At 54.8% G+C, this 17392-nt stretch carries 31 protein-coding genes; all 31 read left to right on the top strand.

Going from position 1 to position 17392, the window contains the following annotated elements; translation table 11 throughout:
• Nucleotides 1-27 precede the first annotated feature (27 nt).
• The 31 genes from tuf (at nucleotide 28) to bfr (ending at nucleotide 17390) form a co-directional block, all read left to right on the top strand.
• Nucleotides 28-1221, top strand: a complete 1194-nt coding sequence (gene tuf, locus LOY52_RS24145; RefSeq protein ID WP_024164425.1) for an elongation factor Tu — start codon at nucleotides 28-30, stop codon at nucleotides 1219-1221.
• Between the two features lie 158 nt (nucleotides 1222-1379).
• Complete coding sequence (rpsJ, locus tag LOY52_RS24140) at nucleotides 1380-1691, top strand: 30S ribosomal protein S10 (RefSeq protein ID WP_003186070.1); 312 nt, start codon at nucleotides 1380-1382, stop codon at nucleotides 1689-1691.
• An 80-nt stretch (nucleotides 1692-1771) separates the two neighbouring features.
• A complete protein-coding gene (gene rplC, locus LOY52_RS24135; protein ID WP_003228738.1) occupies nucleotides 1772-2407 on the top strand; it encodes a 50S ribosomal protein L3 in 636 nt (211 codons plus the stop codon).
• Between the two features lie 12 nt (nucleotides 2408-2419).
• Nucleotides 2420-3022, top strand: coding sequence for a 50S ribosomal protein L4 (gene rplD, locus LOY52_RS24130; RefSeq protein WP_003228735.1), 603 nt, complete (start codon nucleotides 2420-2422; stop codon nucleotides 3020-3022).
• Nucleotides 3019-3318 carry a 50S ribosomal protein L23 gene (gene rplW / locus LOY52_RS24125; protein ID WP_002555488.1) on the top strand — a complete coding sequence of 100 codons (300 nt, stop codon included), beginning with the start codon at nucleotides 3019-3021 and terminating at the stop codon, nucleotides 3316-3318. Before rplD ends, rplW begins: the two co-directional genes overlap by 4 nt.
• A gap of 14 nt (nucleotides 3319-3332) precedes the next feature.
• Complete coding sequence (gene rplB, locus LOY52_RS24120; RefSeq protein WP_003228734.1) at nucleotides 3333-4157, top strand: 50S ribosomal protein L2; 825 nt, start codon at nucleotides 3333-3335, stop codon at nucleotides 4155-4157.
• 16 nt (nucleotides 4158-4173) lie between these two features.
• Nucleotides 4174-4449, top strand: coding sequence for a 30S ribosomal protein S19 (gene rpsS / locus LOY52_RS24115; RefSeq protein WP_003228731.1), 276 nt, complete (start codon nucleotides 4174-4176; stop codon nucleotides 4447-4449).
• Between the two features lie 11 nt (nucleotides 4450-4460).
• Nucleotides 4461-4793 (top strand): 50S ribosomal protein L22, encoded by a 333-nt coding sequence (gene rplV, locus LOY52_RS24110; RefSeq protein WP_003103908.1) that lies wholly within the window; start codon nucleotides 4461-4463, stop codon nucleotides 4791-4793.
• 13 nt (nucleotides 4794-4806) lie between these two features.
• A complete protein-coding gene (gene rpsC, locus LOY52_RS24105; protein ID WP_003176422.1) occupies nucleotides 4807-5493 on the top strand; it encodes a 30S ribosomal protein S3 in 687 nt (228 codons plus the stop codon).
• A gap of 12 nt (nucleotides 5494-5505) precedes the next feature.
• Nucleotides 5506-5919 carry a 50S ribosomal protein L16 gene (gene rplP, locus LOY52_RS24100; RefSeq protein ID WP_003228729.1) on the top strand — a complete coding sequence of 138 codons (414 nt, stop codon included), beginning with the start codon at nucleotides 5506-5508 and terminating at the stop codon, nucleotides 5917-5919.
• Nucleotides 5919-6110, top strand: a complete 192-nt coding sequence (rpmC, locus tag LOY52_RS24095) for a 50S ribosomal protein L29 (protein WP_002555481.1) — start codon at nucleotides 5919-5921, stop codon at nucleotides 6108-6110. The genes rplP and rpmC overlap by 1 nt, the downstream gene beginning before the upstream one ends.
• A 2-nt stretch (nucleotides 6111-6112) precedes the next feature.
• On the top strand, nucleotides 6113-6379 hold the full coding sequence (rpsQ, locus tag LOY52_RS24090) for a 30S ribosomal protein S17 (protein ID WP_003194644.1): 267 nt from the start codon (nucleotides 6113-6115) through the stop codon (nucleotides 6377-6379).
• A 23-nt stretch (nucleotides 6380-6402) separates the two neighbouring features.
• Nucleotides 6403-6771: a 50S ribosomal protein L14 gene (rplN, locus tag LOY52_RS24085; protein ID WP_002555479.1), complete on the top strand. Its 369-nt coding sequence runs from the start codon at nucleotides 6403-6405 to the stop codon at nucleotides 6769-6771.
• Nucleotides 6772-6782: 11 nt separating this feature from the next.
• On the top strand, nucleotides 6783-7097 hold the full coding sequence (gene rplX, locus LOY52_RS24080) for a 50S ribosomal protein L24 (RefSeq protein WP_003186046.1): 315 nt from the start codon (nucleotides 6783-6785) through the stop codon (nucleotides 7095-7097).
• Between the two features lie 20 nt (nucleotides 7098-7117).
• Nucleotides 7118-7657, top strand: coding sequence for a 50S ribosomal protein L5 (gene rplE / locus LOY52_RS24075; protein ID WP_003210069.1), 540 nt, complete (start codon nucleotides 7118-7120; stop codon nucleotides 7655-7657).
• A gap of 13 nt (nucleotides 7658-7670) precedes the next feature.
• The gene (rpsN, locus tag LOY52_RS24070) at nucleotides 7671-7976 is read left to right on the top strand and encodes a 30S ribosomal protein S14 (RefSeq protein ID WP_003228726.1); all 306 of its coding nucleotides are present in this window, start codon (nucleotides 7671-7673) and stop codon (nucleotides 7974-7976) included.
• A 209-nt stretch (nucleotides 7977-8185) separates the two neighbouring features.
• The gene (gene rpsH, locus LOY52_RS24065) at nucleotides 8186-8578 is read left to right on the top strand and encodes a 30S ribosomal protein S8 (RefSeq protein WP_007966178.1); all 393 of its coding nucleotides are present in this window, start codon (nucleotides 8186-8188) and stop codon (nucleotides 8576-8578) included.
• 12 nt (nucleotides 8579-8590) lie between these two features.
• Nucleotides 8591-9124, top strand: coding sequence for a 50S ribosomal protein L6 (gene rplF / locus LOY52_RS24060; protein ID WP_007966176.1), 534 nt, complete (start codon nucleotides 8591-8593; stop codon nucleotides 9122-9124).
• A gap of 10 nt (nucleotides 9125-9134) precedes the next feature.
• Nucleotides 9135-9485, top strand: coding sequence for a 50S ribosomal protein L18 (gene rplR / locus LOY52_RS24055; protein WP_003186037.1), 351 nt, complete (start codon nucleotides 9135-9137; stop codon nucleotides 9483-9485).
• A 3-nt stretch (nucleotides 9486-9488) separates the two neighbouring features.
• Entirely contained in the window at nucleotides 9489-9989 is a 501-nt protein-coding gene (rpsE, locus tag LOY52_RS24050) for a 30S ribosomal protein S5 (protein WP_003176409.1), read from the top strand.
• A 2-nt stretch (nucleotides 9990-9991) separates the two neighbouring features.
• On the top strand, nucleotides 9992-10168 hold the full coding sequence (rpmD, locus tag LOY52_RS24045) for a 50S ribosomal protein L30 (RefSeq protein WP_003176408.1): 177 nt from the start codon (nucleotides 9992-9994) through the stop codon (nucleotides 10166-10168).
• Between the two features lie 3 nt (nucleotides 10169-10171).
• Nucleotides 10172-10609, top strand: a complete 438-nt coding sequence (rplO, locus tag LOY52_RS24040) for a 50S ribosomal protein L15 (RefSeq protein WP_003228720.1) — start codon at nucleotides 10172-10174, stop codon at nucleotides 10607-10609.
• Complete coding sequence (secY, locus tag LOY52_RS24035) at nucleotides 10610-11938, top strand: preprotein translocase subunit SecY (RefSeq protein WP_003228718.1); 1329 nt, start codon at nucleotides 10610-10612, stop codon at nucleotides 11936-11938. It begins immediately after the preceding gene.
• 27 nt (nucleotides 11939-11965) lie between these two features.
• Nucleotides 11966-12082 (top strand): 50S ribosomal protein L36, encoded by a 117-nt coding sequence (gene rpmJ, locus LOY52_RS24030; protein ID WP_002555468.1) that lies wholly within the window; start codon nucleotides 11966-11968, stop codon nucleotides 12080-12082.
• 130 nt (nucleotides 12083-12212) lie between these two features.
• Nucleotides 12213-12569, top strand: a complete 357-nt coding sequence (rpsM, locus tag LOY52_RS24025; RefSeq protein ID WP_008374135.1) for a 30S ribosomal protein S13 — start codon at nucleotides 12213-12215, stop codon at nucleotides 12567-12569.
• A 30-nt stretch (nucleotides 12570-12599) separates the two neighbouring features.
• The gene (gene rpsK, locus LOY52_RS24020) at nucleotides 12600-12989 is read left to right on the top strand and encodes a 30S ribosomal protein S11 (RefSeq protein WP_002555466.1); all 390 of its coding nucleotides are present in this window, start codon (nucleotides 12600-12602) and stop codon (nucleotides 12987-12989) included.
• Between the two features lie 18 nt (nucleotides 12990-13007).
• Nucleotides 13008-13628 carry a 30S ribosomal protein S4 gene (gene rpsD / locus LOY52_RS24015; RefSeq protein ID WP_003176404.1) on the top strand — a complete coding sequence of 207 codons (621 nt, stop codon included), beginning with the start codon at nucleotides 13008-13010 and terminating at the stop codon, nucleotides 13626-13628.
• A 22-nt stretch (nucleotides 13629-13650) separates the two neighbouring features.
• On the top strand, nucleotides 13651-14652 hold the full coding sequence (locus LOY52_RS24010) for a DNA-directed RNA polymerase subunit alpha (RefSeq protein WP_003186012.1): 1002 nt from the start codon (nucleotides 13651-13653) through the stop codon (nucleotides 14650-14652).
• A gap of 42 nt (nucleotides 14653-14694) precedes the next feature.
• Nucleotides 14695-15081, top strand: coding sequence for a 50S ribosomal protein L17 (gene rplQ / locus LOY52_RS24005; RefSeq protein WP_003176402.1), 387 nt, complete (start codon nucleotides 14695-14697; stop codon nucleotides 15079-15081).
• A gap of 239 nt (nucleotides 15082-15320) precedes the next feature.
• Nucleotides 15321-16775, top strand: a complete 1455-nt coding sequence (locus LOY52_RS24000; protein WP_258676523.1) for a catalase — start codon at nucleotides 15321-15323, stop codon at nucleotides 16773-16775.
• Between the two features lie 150 nt (nucleotides 16776-16925).
• The gene (gene bfr / locus LOY52_RS23995; RefSeq protein WP_003228714.1) at nucleotides 16926-17390 is read left to right on the top strand and encodes a bacterioferritin; all 465 of its coding nucleotides are present in this window, start codon (nucleotides 16926-16928) and stop codon (nucleotides 17388-17390) included.
• The last annotated feature ends 2 nt before the right edge of the window (nucleotides 17391-17392 follow it).

The following is a 17392-nucleotide window of genomic DNA, read 5'->3' as shown; positions in this document are numbered from 1 at the left end:
GCCCCTTTAGGCTAGGAGTTAATTGTCGTGGCTAAAGAAAAATTTGATCGTTCCCTACCGCACGTCAACGTTGGCACCATCGGTCACGTTGACCACGGTAAAACCACTCTGACCGCTGCTCTGACTCGCGTCTGCTCCGAAGTTTTCGGTTCGGCCGTAGTTGAATTCGACAAGATCGACAGCGCTCCAGAAGAAAAAGCTCGCGGTATCACCATCAACACCGCACACGTTGAGTACAACTCGCTGATCCGTCACTACGCTCACGTTGACTGCCCAGGTCACGCTGACTATGTGAAGAACATGATCACCGGTGCTGCTCAAATGGACGGCGCGATCCTGGTTTGCTCGGCCGCTGATGGTCCGATGCCACAAACCCGTGAGCACATCCTGCTGTCCCGTCAGGTAGGCGTTCCGTACATCGTGGTTTTCCTGAACAAGGCTGACCTGGTAGACGACGCTGAGCTGCTGGAACTGGTTGAGATGGAAGTTCGCGACCTGCTGTCCACCTACGACTTCCCGGGCGATGACACTCCAATCATCATCGGTTCGGCTCGTATGGCGCTGGAAGGCAAAGACGACAACGAGATGGGCACCACTGCCGTCAAGAAGCTGGTTGAAACTCTGGACAGCTACATCCCAGAACCAGTTCGTATGATCGACAAGCCATTCCTGATGCCAATCGAAGACGTATTCTCGATCTCGGGTCGTGGTACTGTTGTGACTGGTCGTATCGAGCGCGGTATCGTTCGCGTTCAAGATGCACTGGAAATCGTTGGTCTGCGCGACACCACCACCACCACCTGCACCGGTGTTGAGATGTTCCGCAAGCTGCTCGACGAAGGTCGTGCTGGCGAGAACTGCGGCGTTCTGCTGCGTGGTACCAAGCGTGACGACGTTGAGCGTGGTCAGGTTCTGGTCAAGCCAGGTTCGGTTAAGCCGCACACCAAGTTCACTGCAGAAGTTTACGTTCTGAGCAAGGAAGAAGGCGGTCGTCACACTCCGTTCTTCAAAGGCTACCGTCCACAGTTCTACTTCCGTACTACTGACGTGACTGGTAACTGCGAGCTGCCAGAAGGCGTTGAAATGGTAATGCCAGGTGACAACATTCAGATGACTGTTACCCTGATCAAAACCATCGCGATGGAAGATGGTCTGCGTTTCGCTATCCGTGAAGGCGGTCGTACCGTCGGCGCTGGCGTCGTAGCCAAAATCATCGAGTAATTCTCTTTTATAGAGTCTGCTTGATGAATTGAAAAAGCCCCCGCTCAGCGGGGGCTTTTTTATTGGGTTGACACCTATCTGGGGCGTCTATAGAATTGCGCCTCCTTTTAACGGGCGTATTGCGCCCGGTGGGAATAGCAGCCGGAGTCTGAAATCCAATGCAAAATCAGCAAATCCGTATCAGGTTGAAGGCTTTCGACCATCGCCTGATCGACCAATCAACCCAGGAAATCGTGGAAACCGCGAAACGTACTGGTGCTCAAGTGCGTGGTCCAATTCCACTGCCTACCCGTAAAGAGCGGTTCACCGTTCTGGTTTCCCCGCACGTCAACAAAGACGCGCGTGACCAGTACGAAATCCGCACTCATAAGCGCGTTCTGGACATCGTCCAGCCAACGGATAAAACCGTTGATGCTCTTATGAAGCTTGATCTTGCGGCCGGTGTGGAAGTGCAGATCAGCCTCGGCTAAGACTCGGTCTTGGTCGTGTAACGCTCTGAAATGGGCGGCCATAGCGGGTGAAAGCCCCGTACACTCATGAGGTTTACAACATGACTATTGGTGTAGTCGGTCGTAAATGCGGTATGACCCGTATTTTCACCGAAGAAGGTGTCTCCATTCCGGTCACGGTCATTGAGATCGAGCCGAATCGCGTCACCCAGTTCAAAACTGAAGAGACCGATGGCTATCGTGCAGTGCAAGTCACTGTCGGCGAGCGTCGTGCTTCGCGTGTAACAGCAGCTCAAGCTGGCCACTTCGCTAAAGCGAACGTTGCCGCTGGTCGCACCACCATGGAATTCCGTCTTGAAGAAGGCGAGTACCAGGCTGGCGATCTGATCAACGCTGAAATCTTCGCCGCTGGTCAACTGGTTGATGTAACCGGTCAGTCCAAGGGTAAAGGCTTCCAGGGTACGATCAAGCGTTGGAATTTCCGCGGGCAAGATAACACCCACGGTAACTCCGTATCCCACCGCGTCCCAGGCTCTATCGGCCAGTGCCAGACTCCTGGTCGTGTATTCAAGGGCAAAAAAATGTCCGGTCATATGGGCGCTGAGCGCGTGACCGTGCAGTCCCTGGAAGTAGTGCGCGTGGACGCTGAACGCAATCTGTTGTTGGTCAAGGGCGCTGTTCCTGGCGCTACTGGCGGCAACCTGGTTGTACGTCCAGCAGCCAAGGCTCGCGGTTAAGGGGAAGCTGACATGCAATTAAATGTAAATGACGCTCAAGCGATCGAAGTTTCCGAACTGACATTTGGCGGCGAGTTCAACGAGACGCTGGTTCACCAAGCAGTCGTGGCCTACATGGCCGGCGGCCGTCAAGGTAGCAAGCAGCAAAAGACCCGTTCCGACGTTCGTGGTGGCGGCAAGCGCCCATGGCGTCAGAAAGGTACTGGCCGTGCTCGTGCCGGTACTATCCGTAGCCCAATCTGGCGTGGCGGCGGTACCACTTTCGCAGCTCGTCCACAGGATCACTCCCAAAAGCTGAACAAGAAGATGTATCGCGCAGCAATGCGTTCCATCCTTGCTGAGCTGGTGCGTACTGATCGTTTGGTCGTGGTTCAGGATTTCGCTGTTGAAACTCCGAAAACCAAAGATCTGCTGGGCAAGCTGAACAACATGAGCCTGACCGATGTTCTTATCGTGTCGGACGCTGTTGATCAGAACCTGTACCTGGCTGCTCGTAACCTGCCACACGTAGATGTACGTGACGTGCAAGGTTCCGATCCAGTTAGTCTGATCGCATACGACAAGGTGTTGATCACCGTGTCGGCCGTGAAGAAATTCGAGGAGCTGCTGGGATGAACCAGGAACGCGTATTTAAAGTTCTGCTTGGCCCGCACGTTTCCGAGAAGGCTACGGTTCTGGCAGACAAGAAAGGCCAGTTCGTTTTCAAGGTTGCTACTGATGCAACCAAGCTGGAAATCAAGAAGGCCGTCGAAAGCCTGTTCAGCGTGAAAGTAGAGCGCGTCACTACCCTGAACGTTCTGGGTAAGAGCAAGCGCACTGCTCGCGGTCTGGGCAAGCGTAATGACTGGAAGAAGGCAGTTATCTCCCTTCAGCCAGGCCAAGATCTCGATTTCAGCAGCAGTGCTGAGTAAGGAAGGGGTGCATCATGGCAATCGTTAAATGCAAACCGACTTCCCCTGGCCGCCGTTTTGTGGTCAAGGTGGTCAACCAGGAGCTGCATAAAGGCGCTCCTCACGCACCGCTGCTCGAGAAAAAATCGAAGACTGGTGGTCGTAACAACAATGGCCGTATTACCACTCGTCACATCGGTGGTGGTCATAAGCAGCATTACCGTATGGTCGATTTCCGTCGCAACGACAAAGATGGCATCGTCGCCACTGTCGAGCGTATCGAATACGATCCAAACCGTACTGCTCACATCGCACTGCTCTGCTACGCAGACGGCGAGCGTCGCTACATCATCGCCCCTAAAGGCGTGAGTGCTGGCGACCAGCTGATCGCAGGCGCTCTGGCTCCAATCAAGCCAGGCAACGCTCTGCAACTGCGCAACATTCCAGTCGGTTCTACCGTACACGGCATCGAACTGAAGCCAGGTAAAGGCGCGCAGATCGCTCGTTCCGCTGGTGCTTCGGCTCAGCTGATCGCTCGTGAAGGCGTGTACGTTACCCTGCGTCTGCGTTCCGGTGAAATGCGTAAAGTCCTGGCTGAATGCCGTGCGACCCTGGGCGAAGTCTCGAACTCCGAGCACAGCCTGCGTTCGCTGGGTAAAGCTGGTGCCAAACGCTGGCGTGGCGTTCGCCCAACCGTTCGTGGTGTTGCCATGAACCCGGTTGACCACCCACATGGTGGTGGTGAAGGTCGTACCTCTGGTGGTCGTCATCCGGTATCGCCATGGGGCTTCCCGACTAAGGGCGCGAAGACTCGTGGTAATAAGCGTACCGACAAAATGATCGTCCGTCGTCGCAAGTAAATAGAGGGATACGACAGTGCCACGTTCTCTGAAAAAAGGTCCTTTTATTGATCTTCACCTACTGAAGAAGATCGAAGTGGCGGCGGAAAAGAACGATCGCAAACCAATTAAGACTTGGTCGCGTCGTTCGATGATCCTGCCACAAATGGTCGGTCTGACCATCGCAGTACACAACGGCCGTCAGCACGTCCCAGTTCTCGTGAACGAAGACATGGTTGGCCATAAACTGGGCGAGTTCGCCGGTACCCGCACTTATCGTGGGCACGTGGCTGACAAGAAAGCCAAGCGTTAAGGGGTAAGGAAATGGAAGTAGCCGCTAAGTTGTCGGGCGCTCGAATCTCCGCCCAGAAAGCCCGCTTGGTCGCCGACCAGATCCGCGGGAAGAAGGTGGGCGAAGCGCTCAACCTGTTGGCTTTCAGCAGTAAGAAAGCCGCCGAGATCATGAAGAAAGTGCTGGAGTCGGCCGTAGCCAACGCCGAGCATAACGAAGGCGCAGACGTTGATGACCTGAAGGTCAGCACTGTTTTCGTCAACGAAGGGCGTTCGCTGAAGCGCATCATGCCACGTGCCAAAGGCCGTGCTGATCGCATCGTCAAGCGGTCTTGCCATATCACTGTCAAGGTTGCTGACAAGTAACGGAGTCGAAGAGATGGGTCAGAAAGTACATCCCATTGGCATTCGCCTGGGAATCGTCAAGGAGCACACCTCCGTCTGGTACGCAGACGGTCGGACTTATGCGGACTACTTGTTCGCAGATCTGAAAGTGCGTGAGTATCTCCAAGACAAACTAAAAAGCGCGTCCGTAAGCCGTATCGATATCCATCGTCCGGCCCAAACTGCACGCATCACCATCCACACCGCTCGTCCAGGTATCGTTATCGGGAAGAAAGGTGAAGATGTTGAGAAACTGCGTCAGGACCTGACCAAGCAAATGGGTGTGCCTGTGCACATCAATATCGAAGAGATCCGCAAGCCGGAGCTCGACGGTATGCTGGTTGCGCAGAGCGTAGCTCAGCAGCTGGAGCGTCGTGTAATGTTCCGTCGCGCGATGAAGCGCGCAGTACAGAACGCCATGCGCATTGGTGCCAAAGGCATCAAAATCCAAGTGAGCGGTCGTCTCGGCGGTGCTGAAATCGCACGTACTGAATGGTATCGCGAAGGTCGTGTGCCACTGCACACCCTGCGTGCCGACATCGACTATGCCAACTACGAAGCTCACACCACCTACGGTGTGATCGGTGTAAAGGTTTGGATCTTCAAAGGCGAAGTAATTGGTGGTCGCCAAGAAGAGCTGAAACCACAAGCACCAGCGCCTCGTAAAAAAGCTGCTAAGTAAGGGGTACGCCAAATGTTGCAACCAAAGCGTACGAAGTTCCGCAAGCAGATGACCGGCCACAACCGTGGTCTGGCGCTGCGCGGTAGCAAAGTCAGCTTCGGCGAGTTCGCGCTGAAGTCTGTTGCTCGTGGTCGTCTCACCGCTCGTCAGATCGAGTCAGCGCGTCGTGCTCTGACCCGTCACGTAAAACGTGGTGGCAAGATCTGGATCCGTGTATTCCCGGACAAGCCGATCTCCAAAAAACCTCTCGAGGTTCGTATGGGTAAAGGTAAGGGTAACGTGGAGTACTGGGTTGCCCAGATTCAGCCAGGCAAAGTCCTGTATGAAATCGAGGGTGTTTCTGAAGAGCTGGCGCGTGAGGCTTTCGCCCTGGCTGCTGCAAAGCTGCCGCTCGCCACCTCCTTTGTTAAACGGACGGTGATGTGATGAAAGCGAATGAACTTCGTGAAAAATCCGCACAGCAGCTGAACGAGCAACTGCTCGGCTTGCTGCGCGACCAGTTCAATCTGCGTATGCAGAAAGCAACTGGCCAGTTGGGGCAGTCTCATCTGCTCTCGCAAGTTAAGCGTGACATCGCTCGCGTGAAGACTGTGCTCAACCAGCAGGCAGGTAAGTGATCATGGCTGAAGCCGAAAAAACTGTCCGTACGCTGACTGGCCGTGTTGTCAGCGACAAGATGGACAAAACCATCACCGTTCTGATCGAGCGTCGCGTTAAGCACCCGATCTACGGTAAATACGTTAAGCGTTCGACTAAGCTGCACGCGCACGACGAAACCAATCAGTGCCACATCGGCGACAAAGTCACTATTCGTGAAACTCGTCCGATGGCCAAGACCAAGTCTTGGGCGCTGGTTGATGTTCTCGAACGCGCTGTGGAAGTCTAAGGGCTAGGGGTCGGAGAAATTATATGATTCAGACTCAATCCATGCTCGATGTGGCCGATAACAGCGGCGCTCGCCGTGTTATGTGCATCAAGGTGCTGGGTGGCTCCCATCGTCGTTACGCTGGTATCGGTGACATCATCAAGGTTACCGTGAAGGAAGCAATTCCTCGCGGTAAAGTGAAAAAAGGCCAAGTGATGACTGCTGTTGTAGTCCGCACTCGTCACGGCGTACGTCGTGCTGATGGCTCCATTATCCGCTTTGATGGCAACGCTGCTGTTCTTCTGAACAACAAGCAAGAGCCGATCGGCACCCGTATCTTTGGGCCAGTGACCCGTGAACTTCGTACTGAGAAGTTCATGAAGATCGTCTCGCTCGCCCCAGAAGTGCTGTAAGGAGATCCGACATGCAAAAGATTCGTCGTGACGACGAGATCATCGTGATCGCCGGCAAAGACAAAGGTAAGCGCGGTAAGGTGCTGAAGGTTCTTGCTGACAACCGTCTGGTTGTTGGTGGTCTGAACCTGGTCAAGCGTCATACCAAGCCTAACCCGATGTCGGGCGTACAGGGCGGTATCGTCGAGAAAGAAGCGCCACTGCACGCTTCCAACGTCGCCATCTTCAACGGCGAAACCAACAAGGCTGACCGCGTTGGTTTCAAAGTAGAAGACGGTAAGAAAATTCGTGTCTTCAAGTCGACCCAAAAAGCGGTTGATGCTTGAACACTGCTAGGTAGAAGACCATGGCACGACTAAAAGAGATTTACCGGAAGGAAATCGCTCCGAAACTTAAGGAAGAACTTAAGCTTTCGAACGTGATGGAAGTTCCGCGCGTTACCAAAATCACCCTGAACATGGGTCTGGGCGAAGCGATCGGCGACAAAAAAGTCATCGAGCACGCTGTTGCTGACCTGGAAAAAATCACCGGCCAAAAAGTCGTTGTGACCTACGCTCGTAAATCCATCGCTGGCTTTAAAGTCCGTGAAGGATGGCCGATCGGCGTCAAAGTGACTCTGCGTCGTGAGCGTATGTACGAGTTCCTGGATCGTCTGCTGTCGATCTCCCTGCCTCGGGTTCGCGACTTCCGCGGCCTGAATGCCAAGTCCTTCGATGGTCGTGGCAACTACAGCATGGGCGTGAAAGAGCAGATCATTTTCCCGGAAATCGACTACGACAAGATCGATGCTCTCCGCGGTCTGGACATTACCCTGACCACCACTGCCAAGAACGATGATGAAGGCCGCGCTCTGCTGCGTGCTTTCAAATTCCCGTTCCGCAACTGATTGGAGTAGGAAAATGGCCAAGAAGAGCATGAAAAACCGTGAGCTGAAGCGTCAGCTCACTGTTGCCAAGTACGCCACCAAGCGTGCAGCGCTGAAAGCTATCATCGTTGATCTGAACGCAAGTCCAGAAGCGCGTTGGGAAGCTACCGTAGCTCTGCAGAAGCAACCACGTGACGCAAGCGCTTCGCGCATGCGTAACCGTTGCCGCCTGACTGGTCGTCCGCATGGCGTTTACCGCAAGTTCGGCCTTGGCCGTAACAAACTGCGTGAAGCGGCAATGCGTGGTGACGTTCCAGGTCTGGTTAAAGCCAGCTGGTAATCGCTGTCAAAGCCTTGATGGTCGGGGTCGCAAGAACCTGACCATCGGTGGCCTTGAATCTGAATCAAGCCCCTTTTGGGGCTTGATTCATTTCTGGGGTGTGTCTAGAATGACCGGCTCGCCTGAGCCCGTGTTTTTCATGCCCGGAGTTTCTCGGCGACATGTAGTAGCCGCAAGGCTAATTTTTCTGTATTAGGAGCGTCTAGCCCATGAGTATGCAGGACCCGTTAGCGGACATGCTAACTCGAATCCGTAATGCCCAGATGGCTGAAAAGTCTGTCGTAAGCATGCCGTCTTCCACGTTGAAGGTGGCTGTAGCAAAAGTCCTGAAGGACGAAGGTTACATCGCGGATTTTCAGATCACCACCGACGCTAAGCCGTCGTTGTCCATCTCGCTGAAATACTTCGAAGGCCGTCCGGTCATCGAGGAAGTGAAGCGCGTTAGTCGTCCAGGCCTGCGTCAGTACAAGTCCGTTGAAGATCTGCCGAAAGTTCGTGGCGGTCTTGGCGTGTCTATCGTCTCCACCAACAAAGGTGTGATGACGGATCGTGCTGCGCGCGCTGCCGGTGTCGGCGGCGAAGTTCTTTGCACTGTGTTCTAAGGGGGGATAAGCATGTCTCGCGTCGCTAAGAACCCCGTTAAGCTGCCAGCCGGTGTCGAAGTAAAATTCGCAGGCCAACAGCTTTCGGTGAAGGGTGCCAAGGGTACTCTTGAACTGAACATCCATTCGTCCGTTGAGATCGTTGAAGAAGCTGGTGAGCTGCGTTTCGCTGCTCGCAATGGCGATCAACAGACTCGCGCAATGGCCGGTACCACGCGTGCGTTGGTAAACAACATGGTCCAAGGCGTAAGCCAAGGCTTCGAGCGTAAGCTCCAGCTGGTCGGTGTTGGTTACAAAGCGCAAGCAAAAGGTCAGGTGCTGAACCTGGCTCTTGGCTTCTCGCACCCAGTGGATTACGAACTGCCGCAAGGCATCACCGCTGAGACTCCTAGCCAGACCGATATCCTGATCAAGGGCATCGATAAACAGCTGGTAGGTCAAGTGGCCGCTGAGATCCGCGACTTCCGTCCACCAGAGCCGTACAAAGGCAAAGGTGTGCGCTACGCGGACGAAGTCGTCCGTCGTAAAGAAGCCAAGAAGAAGTAGGGCATAGCAAATGACCGACAAAAAAGTTACTCGACTGCGTCGCGCTCGCAAAGCACGCCTGAAAATGCACGAACTCGAAGTCGTGCGTCTCTGCGTGTTCCGCTCGTCGCAGCACATCTACGCCCAGGTCATCTCGGCCGACGGCAACAAAGTCCTGGCAAGCGCCTCGACTTTGGATAAAGAACTGCGTGATGGCGCCACTGGCAACATCGACGCGGCCACAAAGGTTGGCCAGCTGGTCGCTACGCGTGCTAAGGCCGCTGGCGTCTCGCAAGTGGCTTTCGACCGCTCTGGCTTCAAGTACCATGGCCGCGTTAAAGCGCTGGCTGATGCTGCTCGTGAAGCTGGGCTGGAGTTCTAAGTTATGTCAAATAACGACCAAAAGCGCGACGAAGGCTACATTGAGAAGCTGGTTCAAGTTAACCGCGTAGCCAAAACCGTTAAAGGCGGCCGTATCTTCACTTTCACCGCGTTGACCGTGGTAGGTGATGGTAAGGGGCGTGTTGGCTTCGGCCGTGGCAAGTCGCGTGAAGTGCCTGCTGCGATCCAGAAGGCAATGGAAGCTGCTCGCCGCAACATGATTCAAGTTGACCTGAACGGCACCACTCTGCAGTACGCAATGAAGTCCGCTCACGGCGCTTCGAAGGTGTACATGCAGCCTGCTTCTGAAGGTACCGGTATCATCGCTGGCGGCGCTATGCGTGCTGTCCTCGAAGTTGCTGGCGTTCAGAACGTTCTGGCCAAGTGCTACGGCTCGACTAACCCGGTGAACGTGGTTCACGCCACTTTCAAGGGTCTGAAAGCCATGCAATCTCCTGAGTCCATCGCTGCAAAGCGTGGCCTGACTGTCAAGGAGATCTTCTGATCATGGCTACCGTTAAAGTTACGCTGATCAAAAGCATGACCGGCCGCATCCCTAACCACAAGCTGTGCGTTAAGGGTCTGGGTCTGCGTCGCATCGGTCACACTGTAGAAGTCCAGGATACTCCCGAGAATCGCGGGATGATCAACAAGGCTTACTACATGCTGCGTGTCGAGGGTTAATCGATGAAACTCAATGATCTGAGTCCAGCGCCGGGTTCCCGTCGCGAAAAGCATCGTCCGGGCCGTGGTATCGGTAGCGGTTTGGGTAAGACTGGTGGCCGTGGTCACAAAGGTCAAACCTCCCGCTCCGGTGGCACTATTGCTCCAGGCTTTGAAGGCGGTCAACAGCCGCTGCATCGTCGCCTGCCGAAGTTCGGTTTCGTTTCCCTGAAAGCCATGGATCGCGCAGAAGTGCGTCTGTCCGAGCTGGCTAAAGTGGAAGGCGACATCGTCACCGTGCAGTCCCTGAAAGATGCCAACGTAATCAACGTCAACGTACAGCGTGTGAAAATCATGCTGTCCGGTGAAGTGACTCGCGCTGTCACTATCGGCAAGGGAATCGGCGCCACCAAAGGTGCGCGTGCGGCTATCGAAGCAGCTGGCGGCAAGTTCGAGGAATAAATGGCTAAGCAAGGTGCTCTCTCTGCGCTCGGCAAAGGCGGTATGTCTGAACTCTGGGCTCGTCTGCGTTTTCTGTTCCTGGCGATTATCGTCTACCGAATAGGCGCACACATCCCGGTTCCAGGTATCAACCCGGACCGACTCGCAGACCTGTTTCGACAGAATGAGGGGACCATTCTTAGCTTGTTCAACATGTTCTCCGGCGGCGCGCTGGAACGGATGAGCATCTTTGCACTGGGGATCATGCCGTACATTTCGGCATCGATCATCATGCAACTGATGACCGCCGTCAGCCCGCAGCTGGAGCAGTTGAAGAAGGAAGGTGAAGCTGGCCGTCGCAAGATCAGCCAGTACACCCGCTACGGCACCGTCGTCCTCGCTCTCGTTCAGGCTATTGGCATGTCCATTGGTCTGGCGGGGCAGGGCGTTGCGTTCACTGGTGACTTTGGCTTCCATTTCGTCGCGGTATCCACTTTTGTGGCTGGTGCGATGTTCATGATGTGGCTGGGTGAGCAGATTACTGAGCGTGGTGTAGGCAACGGTATCTCGATGTTGATTTTTTCGGGTATCGTCGCCGGTCTTCCGAGAGCAATCGGGCAGTCTTTCGAGTCTGCGCGTCAGGGTGATATCAATATCTTCGCCTTGGTTGCCATCGGTTTGCTGGCAGTAGCGATTATCGGTTTCGTGGTGTTCATTGAGCGTGGCCAGCGTCGTATCGCTGTTCACTACGCCAAGCGTCAGCAGGGCCGTAAGGTTTTTGCTGCGCAGACAAGCCACTTGCCGCTGAAGGTGAACATGGCCGGTGTTATTCCGGCTATTTTCGCGAGCAGCATTTTGCTGTTCCCGGCTTCGTTGGGTGCCTGGTTTGGTCAGTCTGAAGGTATGGGCTGGTTGCAGGACATCTCGCAGTCGATCGCTCCTGGTCAGCCGTTGAATATTCTGCTGTTTAGTGCAGGGATTATTTTCTTCTGCTTCTTCTATACGGCGTTGATGTTCAATCCGAAAGACGTAGCGGAAAACCTGAAGAAGTCCGGTGCCTTTATTCCGGGCATCCGTCCAGGTGAGCAGTCTGCGCGCTATATTGATGGCGTTCTGACTCGCTTGACCATGTTCGGTGCTCTTTACATGACGGCCGTGTGCCTGTTGCCCCAGTTCCTGGTGGTTGCAGCAAACGTTCCGTTCTACCTTGGCGGGACCTCGTTGCTGATCGTGGTCGTGGTTGTGATGGACTTCATGTCCCAAGTACAATCGCACCTCGTTTCGCACCAGTACGAATCCCTGATGAAGAAAGCCAACCTGAAGGGTTACGGCAGCGGCATGTTGCGCTGAGTACCCATAAGGTTCGAGGAGTTGGTGATGAAAGTTCGTGCATCGGTGAAAAAGCTGTGCCGTAACTGCAAGATTATTCGCCGCGAAGGTGTTGTTCGAGTAATTTGCAGCGCGGAACCGCGTCACAAACAGCGCCAAGGCTGAGTGTGATTGTGCTTCAAGCCCGGCAGCTAGTGCGCTGCCGGGTTGATTATTTGTTATTACAGCGATATTATCTCGCGCCCTATTTCTTGGCTTCCGGGGCGTAGGTAGCTGTCAATTGGAGTCCCACTGAATGGCCCGTATTGCAGGCGTTAACATTCCAGATAACAAGCATACTGTTATCTCGCTGACCTACATCTATGGTGTCGGTCGCACTACTGCGCAGAAAATCTGTGCAGACACTGGGGTAAACCCAGCAGCAAAGATCAAAGATCTGAGCGACGAGCAAATTGAACAGCTGCGTGGCGAAGTGGCGAAGTTCACCACTGAAGGTGACCTGCGTCGCGAAATCAACATGAAAATCAAGCGCTTGATGGACCTCGGTTGCTATCGCGGTCTGCGTCATCGTCGCGGTCTTCCAGTACGCGGTCAGCGTACCAAGACCAACGCGCGTACCCGTAAAGGTCCGCGTAAGCCGATCCGCAAGTAATCGCCCCAGCGAATCGACAGGAATTTAATCATGGCAAAACCTGCTGCTCGTCCTCGTAAAAAAGTTAAAAAGACAGTGGTTGATGGCATCGCCCACATCCATGCTTCTTTTAACAACACCATCGTGACCATTACCGACCGTCAAGGTAACGCTCTTTCCTGGGCTACCTCCGGTGGTTCGGGTTTCCGCGGTTCCCGCAAGTCCACCCCGTTCGCTGCTCAAGTAGCTGCTGAGCGTGCTGGTCAAGCTGCGCTGGAATACGGCCTGAAAAACCTCGACGTTAACGTCAAGGGTCCAGGTCCAGGTCGTGAATCCGCAGTCCGCGCTTTGAACGGCTGTGGCTACAAGATCGCCAGCATCACCGACGTGACGCCAATCCCGCACAACGGGTGCCGTCCGCCGAAGAAGCGCCGCGTGTAATCCAGGAGATTGTAAAGAATGGCTCGTTACATTGGTCCAAAATGCAAACTCGCTCGTCGCGAAGGCACCGATCTCTTCCTGAAGAGCGGCGTGCGCGCGATCGAATCGAAGTGCAACATTGAAGCAGCACCTGGTATCCACGGCCAACGCCGCGGTCGCCAGTCCGACTACGGCACCCAACTGCGTGAAAAGCAGAAGGTACGTCGTATCTACGGCGTTCTCGAGCGTCAGTTCAGCGGCTACTACAAAGAAGCTGCTGGCAAGAAAGGTGCAACCGGTGAAAACCTGCTGCAACTGCTCGAATGCCGTCTGGACAACGTTGTATACCGTATGGGCTTTGGTTCGACTCGTGCCGAATCCCGTCAGCTGGTATCGCACAAGTCGATCAGCGTTAACGGTCAGACCGTAAACGTTCCGTCGTATCAGGTTCGTGCTGGTGACGTGGTCGCAGTTCGCGAGAAAGCAAAAAACCAACTTCGCATTGTCCAAGCTCTCGATCTGTGTGCCCAACGTGGCCGCGTAGAATGGGTAGAAGTAGACACTGAGAAGAAGTCGGGCGTTTTCAAGAACGTTCCTGCTCGCAGTGATCTGTCCGCCGACATCAACGAAAGCCTGATTGTCGAGCTCTACTCCAAGTAAGGGCTAGAAAATAGGTGCATCCATGCAGATTTCGGTAAATGAGTTCCTGACACCCCGCCACATTGATGTGCAGGTTGTCAGTCCAACCCGCGCCAAGATCACTCTCGAGCCTCTCGAGCGCGGTTTTGGCCACACCCTGGGCAACGCGCTGCGCCGCATCCTGTTGTCCTCAATGCCCGGCTGCGCAGTAGTCGAGGCCGAGATTGACGGTGTGCTCCACGAGTACAGCGCCATCGAAGGTGTACAGGAAGACGTAATTGAAATCCTGTTGAACCTTAAAGGTCTGGCCATCAAGCTGCACGGTCGTGACGAAGTTACGCTGACCTTGTCGAAGAAGGGTTCGGGGGTGGTTACCGCTGCCGATATTCAGCTGGATCATGATGTCGAGATCGTTAACCCCGATCACGTAATCGCTAACCTGGCGTCTAACGGCGCCCTGAACATGAAGCTCACCGTAGCTCGTGGTCGTGGTTATGAGCCAGCCGACTCGCGTCAGAGCGATGAAGACGAAAGCCGCAGCATTGGTCGCTTGCAGCTCGACTCTTCGTTCAGCCCGGTTCGCCGTATCGCATACGTGGTGGAAAACGCCCGTGTCGAGCAGCGTACCAACCTGGACAAGCTGGTTATTGATCTGGAAACCAACGGTACTCTGGATCCTGAAGAGGCTATCCGCCGCGCTGCAACCATCCTGCAACAGCAGTTGGCTGCGTTCGTCGACCTCAAAGGTGACAGTGAGCCAGTGGTTGTCGAGCAGGAAGACGAGATCGATCCGATCCTGCTTCGCCCGGTTGACGATCTGGAACTGACTGTACGTTCGGCTAACTGCCTTAAGGCGGAAAACATCTACTACATCGGCGACCTGATTCAGCGTACCGAAGTAGAGCTGTTGAAGACTCCGAACCTGGGCAAGAAATCCTTGACTGAAATCAAGGACGTTCTGGCCTCCCGCGGTCTGTCCCTCGGCATGCGCCTCGACAACTGGCCGCCTGCAAGTCTTAAGAAGGACGACAAGGCGACTGCCTGATCGTCGTAATCACCGAACGTAGTGTTTGGTAAGGAATGAACCATGCGTCATCGTAAAAGTGGGCGTCACCTGAGCCGCACCAGCTCGCACCGCAAGGCCATGTTCCAGAACATGGCGGTGTCGTTGTTCGAGCACGAGCTGATCAAGACTACTCTGCCAAAAGCCAAAGAACTGCGCCGCGTTGCCGAGCCGCTGATCACTCTGGCCAAGACAGACAGCCTGGCTAACCGCCGTCTGGCTTTCGACCGTACTCGTTCGAAAGCTATCGTTGGTAAGCTCTTCAACGACCTGGGCAAGCGTTACGCTACCCGTGAGGGTGGCTACCTGCGCATCCTCAAGTGCGGTTTCCGCGCTGGCGACAACGCGCCTATGGCGTACGTCGAGTTGGTTGATCGTGCTACTGCTGGCGAAGCTGTATCCGCCGAGTAAGACGTCAGTCTGAAACGAAAAACCGGGCCTAGTGCCCGGTTTTTTGTGCCCACAAGAAATGCGCTGTTCGTACAAGCTTCTGACATTGTTCTGTTGTCACTATGTGCCGGGAAACATAATTAGTAATTATCTATCGATTACTGCAAGTTAATGAATTTGTAGGTGTCACATCGATGATCAATACTTCCCAGCAAGCCGATTAGCCGGCAGTTTCAAGACTGACAGAGGAAGAAGACCGTATGAGCCAGATCAAAACGCTTACCACCGCCAGTGGCGCACCTGTCGCTGATAACCAGAATTCTCGCTCCGCCGGCCCTCGTGGCCCGCTGCTGCTCGACGATTTTCATCTGATCGAGAAGCTTGCCCATTTCAACCGTGAAAACATTCCTGAGCGCCGCGTGCACGCGAAAGGCTCGGGTGCTTACGGTACGTTCACCGTGACCCGCGATATCACCGAATACACCAGCGCCAAACTGTTCGAGGCCGTCGGCAAACAAACCCCGACGTTCCTGCGCTTCTCCACTGTAGGCGGCGAACGTGGCTCGGCTGACACCGAACGTGATCCACGTGGTTTCGCCCTCAAGTTCTACACTGAAGAAGGCAACTGGGACATCGTTGGCAACAACACCCCTGTGTTCTTCATCCGTGATCCGCTGAAGTTTCCCGACTTTATCCACACCCAGAAACGTCTGCCGCAGAGCAACCTGAAAAGCGCGCAAATGATGTGGGACTTCTGGTCGCATTCACCTGAAGCGCTGCACCAGGTGACCATTCTGTTTTCGGATCGCGGCATTCCCGATGGCTACCGTCACATGCACGGCTTCGGCAGCCACACCTACAGTCTGATCAATGCCAAAGGTGAGCGTCACTGGGTGAAGTGGCACTACAAAACCAAGCAGGGCATCAAGAACCTGGCACCGGTCGACGCTGCACGTCTGGCGGGCACCGATCCTGATTACGCCCAGCGTGACCTGTTCGAGGCGATTGAGCGGGGCGATTTCCCGAAATGGCGCGTATGCATTCAGATCATGACCGAGGCTCAGGCTGCAGCGCACTACGAGAACCCGTTCGACGTGACCAAGACCTGGTCGCAAAAGGAGTTTCCGCTGATCGAGGTCGGCGAACTGGAGCTGAACCGCAACCCGCTGAACTACTTTGCCGAGGTCGAGCAAGCCGCATTCGGTCCGAGCAACATGGTGCCAGGTGTCGGTCTGTCGCCGGATCGCATGCTGCAAGGCCGCGTGTTCGCTTACGCCGATGCGCACCGTTACCGCGTGGGTACCAATCACCAACAATTGCCGGTAAACGCGCCGCGCAGCCCGGTGAACACTTATCAGCGCGACGGTTCGATGGCCTTCGGCAGCAACGGTGGTGCAGCACCCAACTACGAACCGAACAGCTACATCGAATCGCCGAAGCAAGCGCCGCACTACGCCGAGCCTGCACTGGCACTGAGCGGTGCTGCTGACCGTTACGATCATCGCGAAGACACCGATTACTACAGCCACGCCGGTGCGCTGTTCCGTCTGATGAGCGACGAGCAGAAATCCTTGCTGGTCAGCAACATCGCCGGTGCCATGAGCGGTGTCTCACCTGATGTGGTTGATCGTCAGTTGCAGCATTTCTACAAAGCCGACCCGGCGTATGGAGAAGCAATCGCAAAGCTGCTCAACGTACAGCTTAACGAAGTCTAAACGAGAAGCAGAACCGCCCTCATTAGGGCGGTTTTTGCGTTATTTAGGCCGTTTTTCTCAGAATATCTTCGCTTTTATTGCGCGAAACGGGGTGACCTTCCGGTCAGCTTGGTTCAAACTACAGACTTTCAAGCAGGGAGATGTAGGGCGATGCAAGGCCACCCAGACGTAATCGATTACCTCAACACGTTGCTGACCGGCGAACTGGCCGCGCGTGACCAATATTTTGTGCACTCGCGGATGTATGAGGACTGGGGTTTCACCAAGCTCTACGAACGAATCAACCACGAGATGGAAGAAGAGGCCGGTCACGCCGACGCACTGATGCGCCGGATCCTGATGCTCGAAGGCACGCCGCGCATGCGCCCGGACGATCTCGACGTCGGTACCACCGTCCCGGAGATGCTCGAAGCCGATCTGCGTCTCGAATACAAAGTCCGCGCCGCACTGTGCAAAGGCATTGAATTGTGCGAGCAGCACAAGGATTACGTCAGTCGCGAAATCCTGCGTGTTCAGCTCAACGACACCGAAGAAGATCACACCTACTGGCTGGAAAAGCAGTTGGGACTGATCAAACTCATCGGTCTCGAGAATTACCTGCAATCCCACACCTGATT

This window comes from Pseudomonas sp. B21-051 (assembly GCF_024748795.1).
GTDB lineage: Bacteria > Pseudomonadota > Gammaproteobacteria > Pseudomonadales > Pseudomonadaceae > Aquipseudomonas > Aquipseudomonas putida_A.
This window is presented reverse-complemented; position numbering and strand designations above follow the sequence as displayed.

What these genes read in the sequence shown, in the direction of transcription:
- rpsJ (WP_003186070.1), top strand. Translation starts at nt 1,380, where the DNA reads ATGCAAAATCAGCAAATCCGTATCAGGTTGAAGGCTTTCGACCATCGC.
- rplC (WP_003228738.1), top strand. Translation starts at nt 1,772, where the DNA reads ATGACTATTGGTGTAGTCGGTCGTAAATGCGGTATGACCCGTATTTTC.
- rplD (WP_003228735.1), top strand. Translation starts at nt 2,420, where the DNA reads ATGCAATTAAATGTAAATGACGCTCAAGCGATCGAAGTTTCCGAACTG.
- rplW (WP_002555488.1), top strand. Translation starts at nt 3,019, where the DNA reads ATGAACCAGGAACGCGTATTTAAAGTTCTGCTTGGCCCGCACGTTTCC.
- rplB (WP_003228734.1), top strand. Translation starts at nt 3,333, where the DNA reads ATGGCAATCGTTAAATGCAAACCGACTTCCCCTGGCCGCCGTTTTGTG.
- rplV (WP_003103908.1), top strand. Translation starts at nt 4,461, where the DNA reads ATGGAAGTAGCCGCTAAGTTGTCGGGCGCTCGAATCTCCGCCCAGAAA.
- rpsC (WP_003176422.1), top strand. Translation starts at nt 4,807, where the DNA reads ATGGGTCAGAAAGTACATCCCATTGGCATTCGCCTGGGAATCGTCAAG.
- rplP (WP_003228729.1), top strand. Translation starts at nt 5,506, where the DNA reads ATGTTGCAACCAAAGCGTACGAAGTTCCGCAAGCAGATGACCGGCCAC.
- rpmC (WP_002555481.1), top strand. Translation starts at nt 5,919, where the DNA reads ATGAAAGCGAATGAACTTCGTGAAAAATCCGCACAGCAGCTGAACGAG.
- rpsQ (WP_003194644.1), top strand. Translation starts at nt 6,113, where the DNA reads ATGGCTGAAGCCGAAAAAACTGTCCGTACGCTGACTGGCCGTGTTGTC.
- rplN (WP_002555479.1), top strand. Translation starts at nt 6,403, where the DNA reads ATGATTCAGACTCAATCCATGCTCGATGTGGCCGATAACAGCGGCGCT.
- rplX (WP_003186046.1), top strand. Translation starts at nt 6,783, where the DNA reads ATGCAAAAGATTCGTCGTGACGACGAGATCATCGTGATCGCCGGCAAA.
- rplE (WP_003210069.1), top strand. Translation starts at nt 7,118, where the DNA reads ATGGCACGACTAAAAGAGATTTACCGGAAGGAAATCGCTCCGAAACTT.
- rpsN (WP_003228726.1), top strand. Translation starts at nt 7,671, where the DNA reads ATGGCCAAGAAGAGCATGAAAAACCGTGAGCTGAAGCGTCAGCTCACT.
- rpsH (WP_007966178.1), top strand. Translation starts at nt 8,186, where the DNA reads ATGAGTATGCAGGACCCGTTAGCGGACATGCTAACTCGAATCCGTAAT.
- rplF (WP_007966176.1), top strand. Translation starts at nt 8,591, where the DNA reads ATGTCTCGCGTCGCTAAGAACCCCGTTAAGCTGCCAGCCGGTGTCGAA.
- rplR (WP_003186037.1), top strand. Translation starts at nt 9,135, where the DNA reads ATGACCGACAAAAAAGTTACTCGACTGCGTCGCGCTCGCAAAGCACGC.
- rpsE (WP_003176409.1), top strand. Translation starts at nt 9,489, where the DNA reads ATGTCAAATAACGACCAAAAGCGCGACGAAGGCTACATTGAGAAGCTG.
- rpmD (WP_003176408.1), top strand. Translation starts at nt 9,992, where the DNA reads ATGGCTACCGTTAAAGTTACGCTGATCAAAAGCATGACCGGCCGCATC.
- rplO (WP_003228720.1), top strand. Translation starts at nt 10,172, where the DNA reads ATGAAACTCAATGATCTGAGTCCAGCGCCGGGTTCCCGTCGCGAAAAG.
- secY (WP_003228718.1), top strand. Translation starts at nt 10,610, where the DNA reads ATGGCTAAGCAAGGTGCTCTCTCTGCGCTCGGCAAAGGCGGTATGTCT.
- rpmJ (WP_002555468.1), top strand. Translation starts at nt 11,966, where the DNA reads ATGAAAGTTCGTGCATCGGTGAAAAAGCTGTGCCGTAACTGCAAGATT.
- rpsM (WP_008374135.1), top strand. Translation starts at nt 12,213, where the DNA reads ATGGCCCGTATTGCAGGCGTTAACATTCCAGATAACAAGCATACTGTT.
- rpsK (WP_002555466.1), top strand. Translation starts at nt 12,600, where the DNA reads ATGGCAAAACCTGCTGCTCGTCCTCGTAAAAAAGTTAAAAAGACAGTG.
- rpsD (WP_003176404.1), top strand. Translation starts at nt 13,008, where the DNA reads ATGGCTCGTTACATTGGTCCAAAATGCAAACTCGCTCGTCGCGAAGGC.
- LOY52_RS24010 (WP_003186012.1), top strand. Translation starts at nt 13,651, where the DNA reads ATGCAGATTTCGGTAAATGAGTTCCTGACACCCCGCCACATTGATGTG.
- rplQ (WP_003176402.1), top strand. Translation starts at nt 14,695, where the DNA reads ATGCGTCATCGTAAAAGTGGGCGTCACCTGAGCCGCACCAGCTCGCAC.
- LOY52_RS24000 (WP_258676523.1), top strand. Translation starts at nt 15,321, where the DNA reads ATGAGCCAGATCAAAACGCTTACCACCGCCAGTGGCGCACCTGTCGCT.
- bfr (WP_003228714.1), top strand. Translation starts at nt 16,926, where the DNA reads ATGCAAGGCCACCCAGACGTAATCGATTACCTCAACACGTTGCTGACC.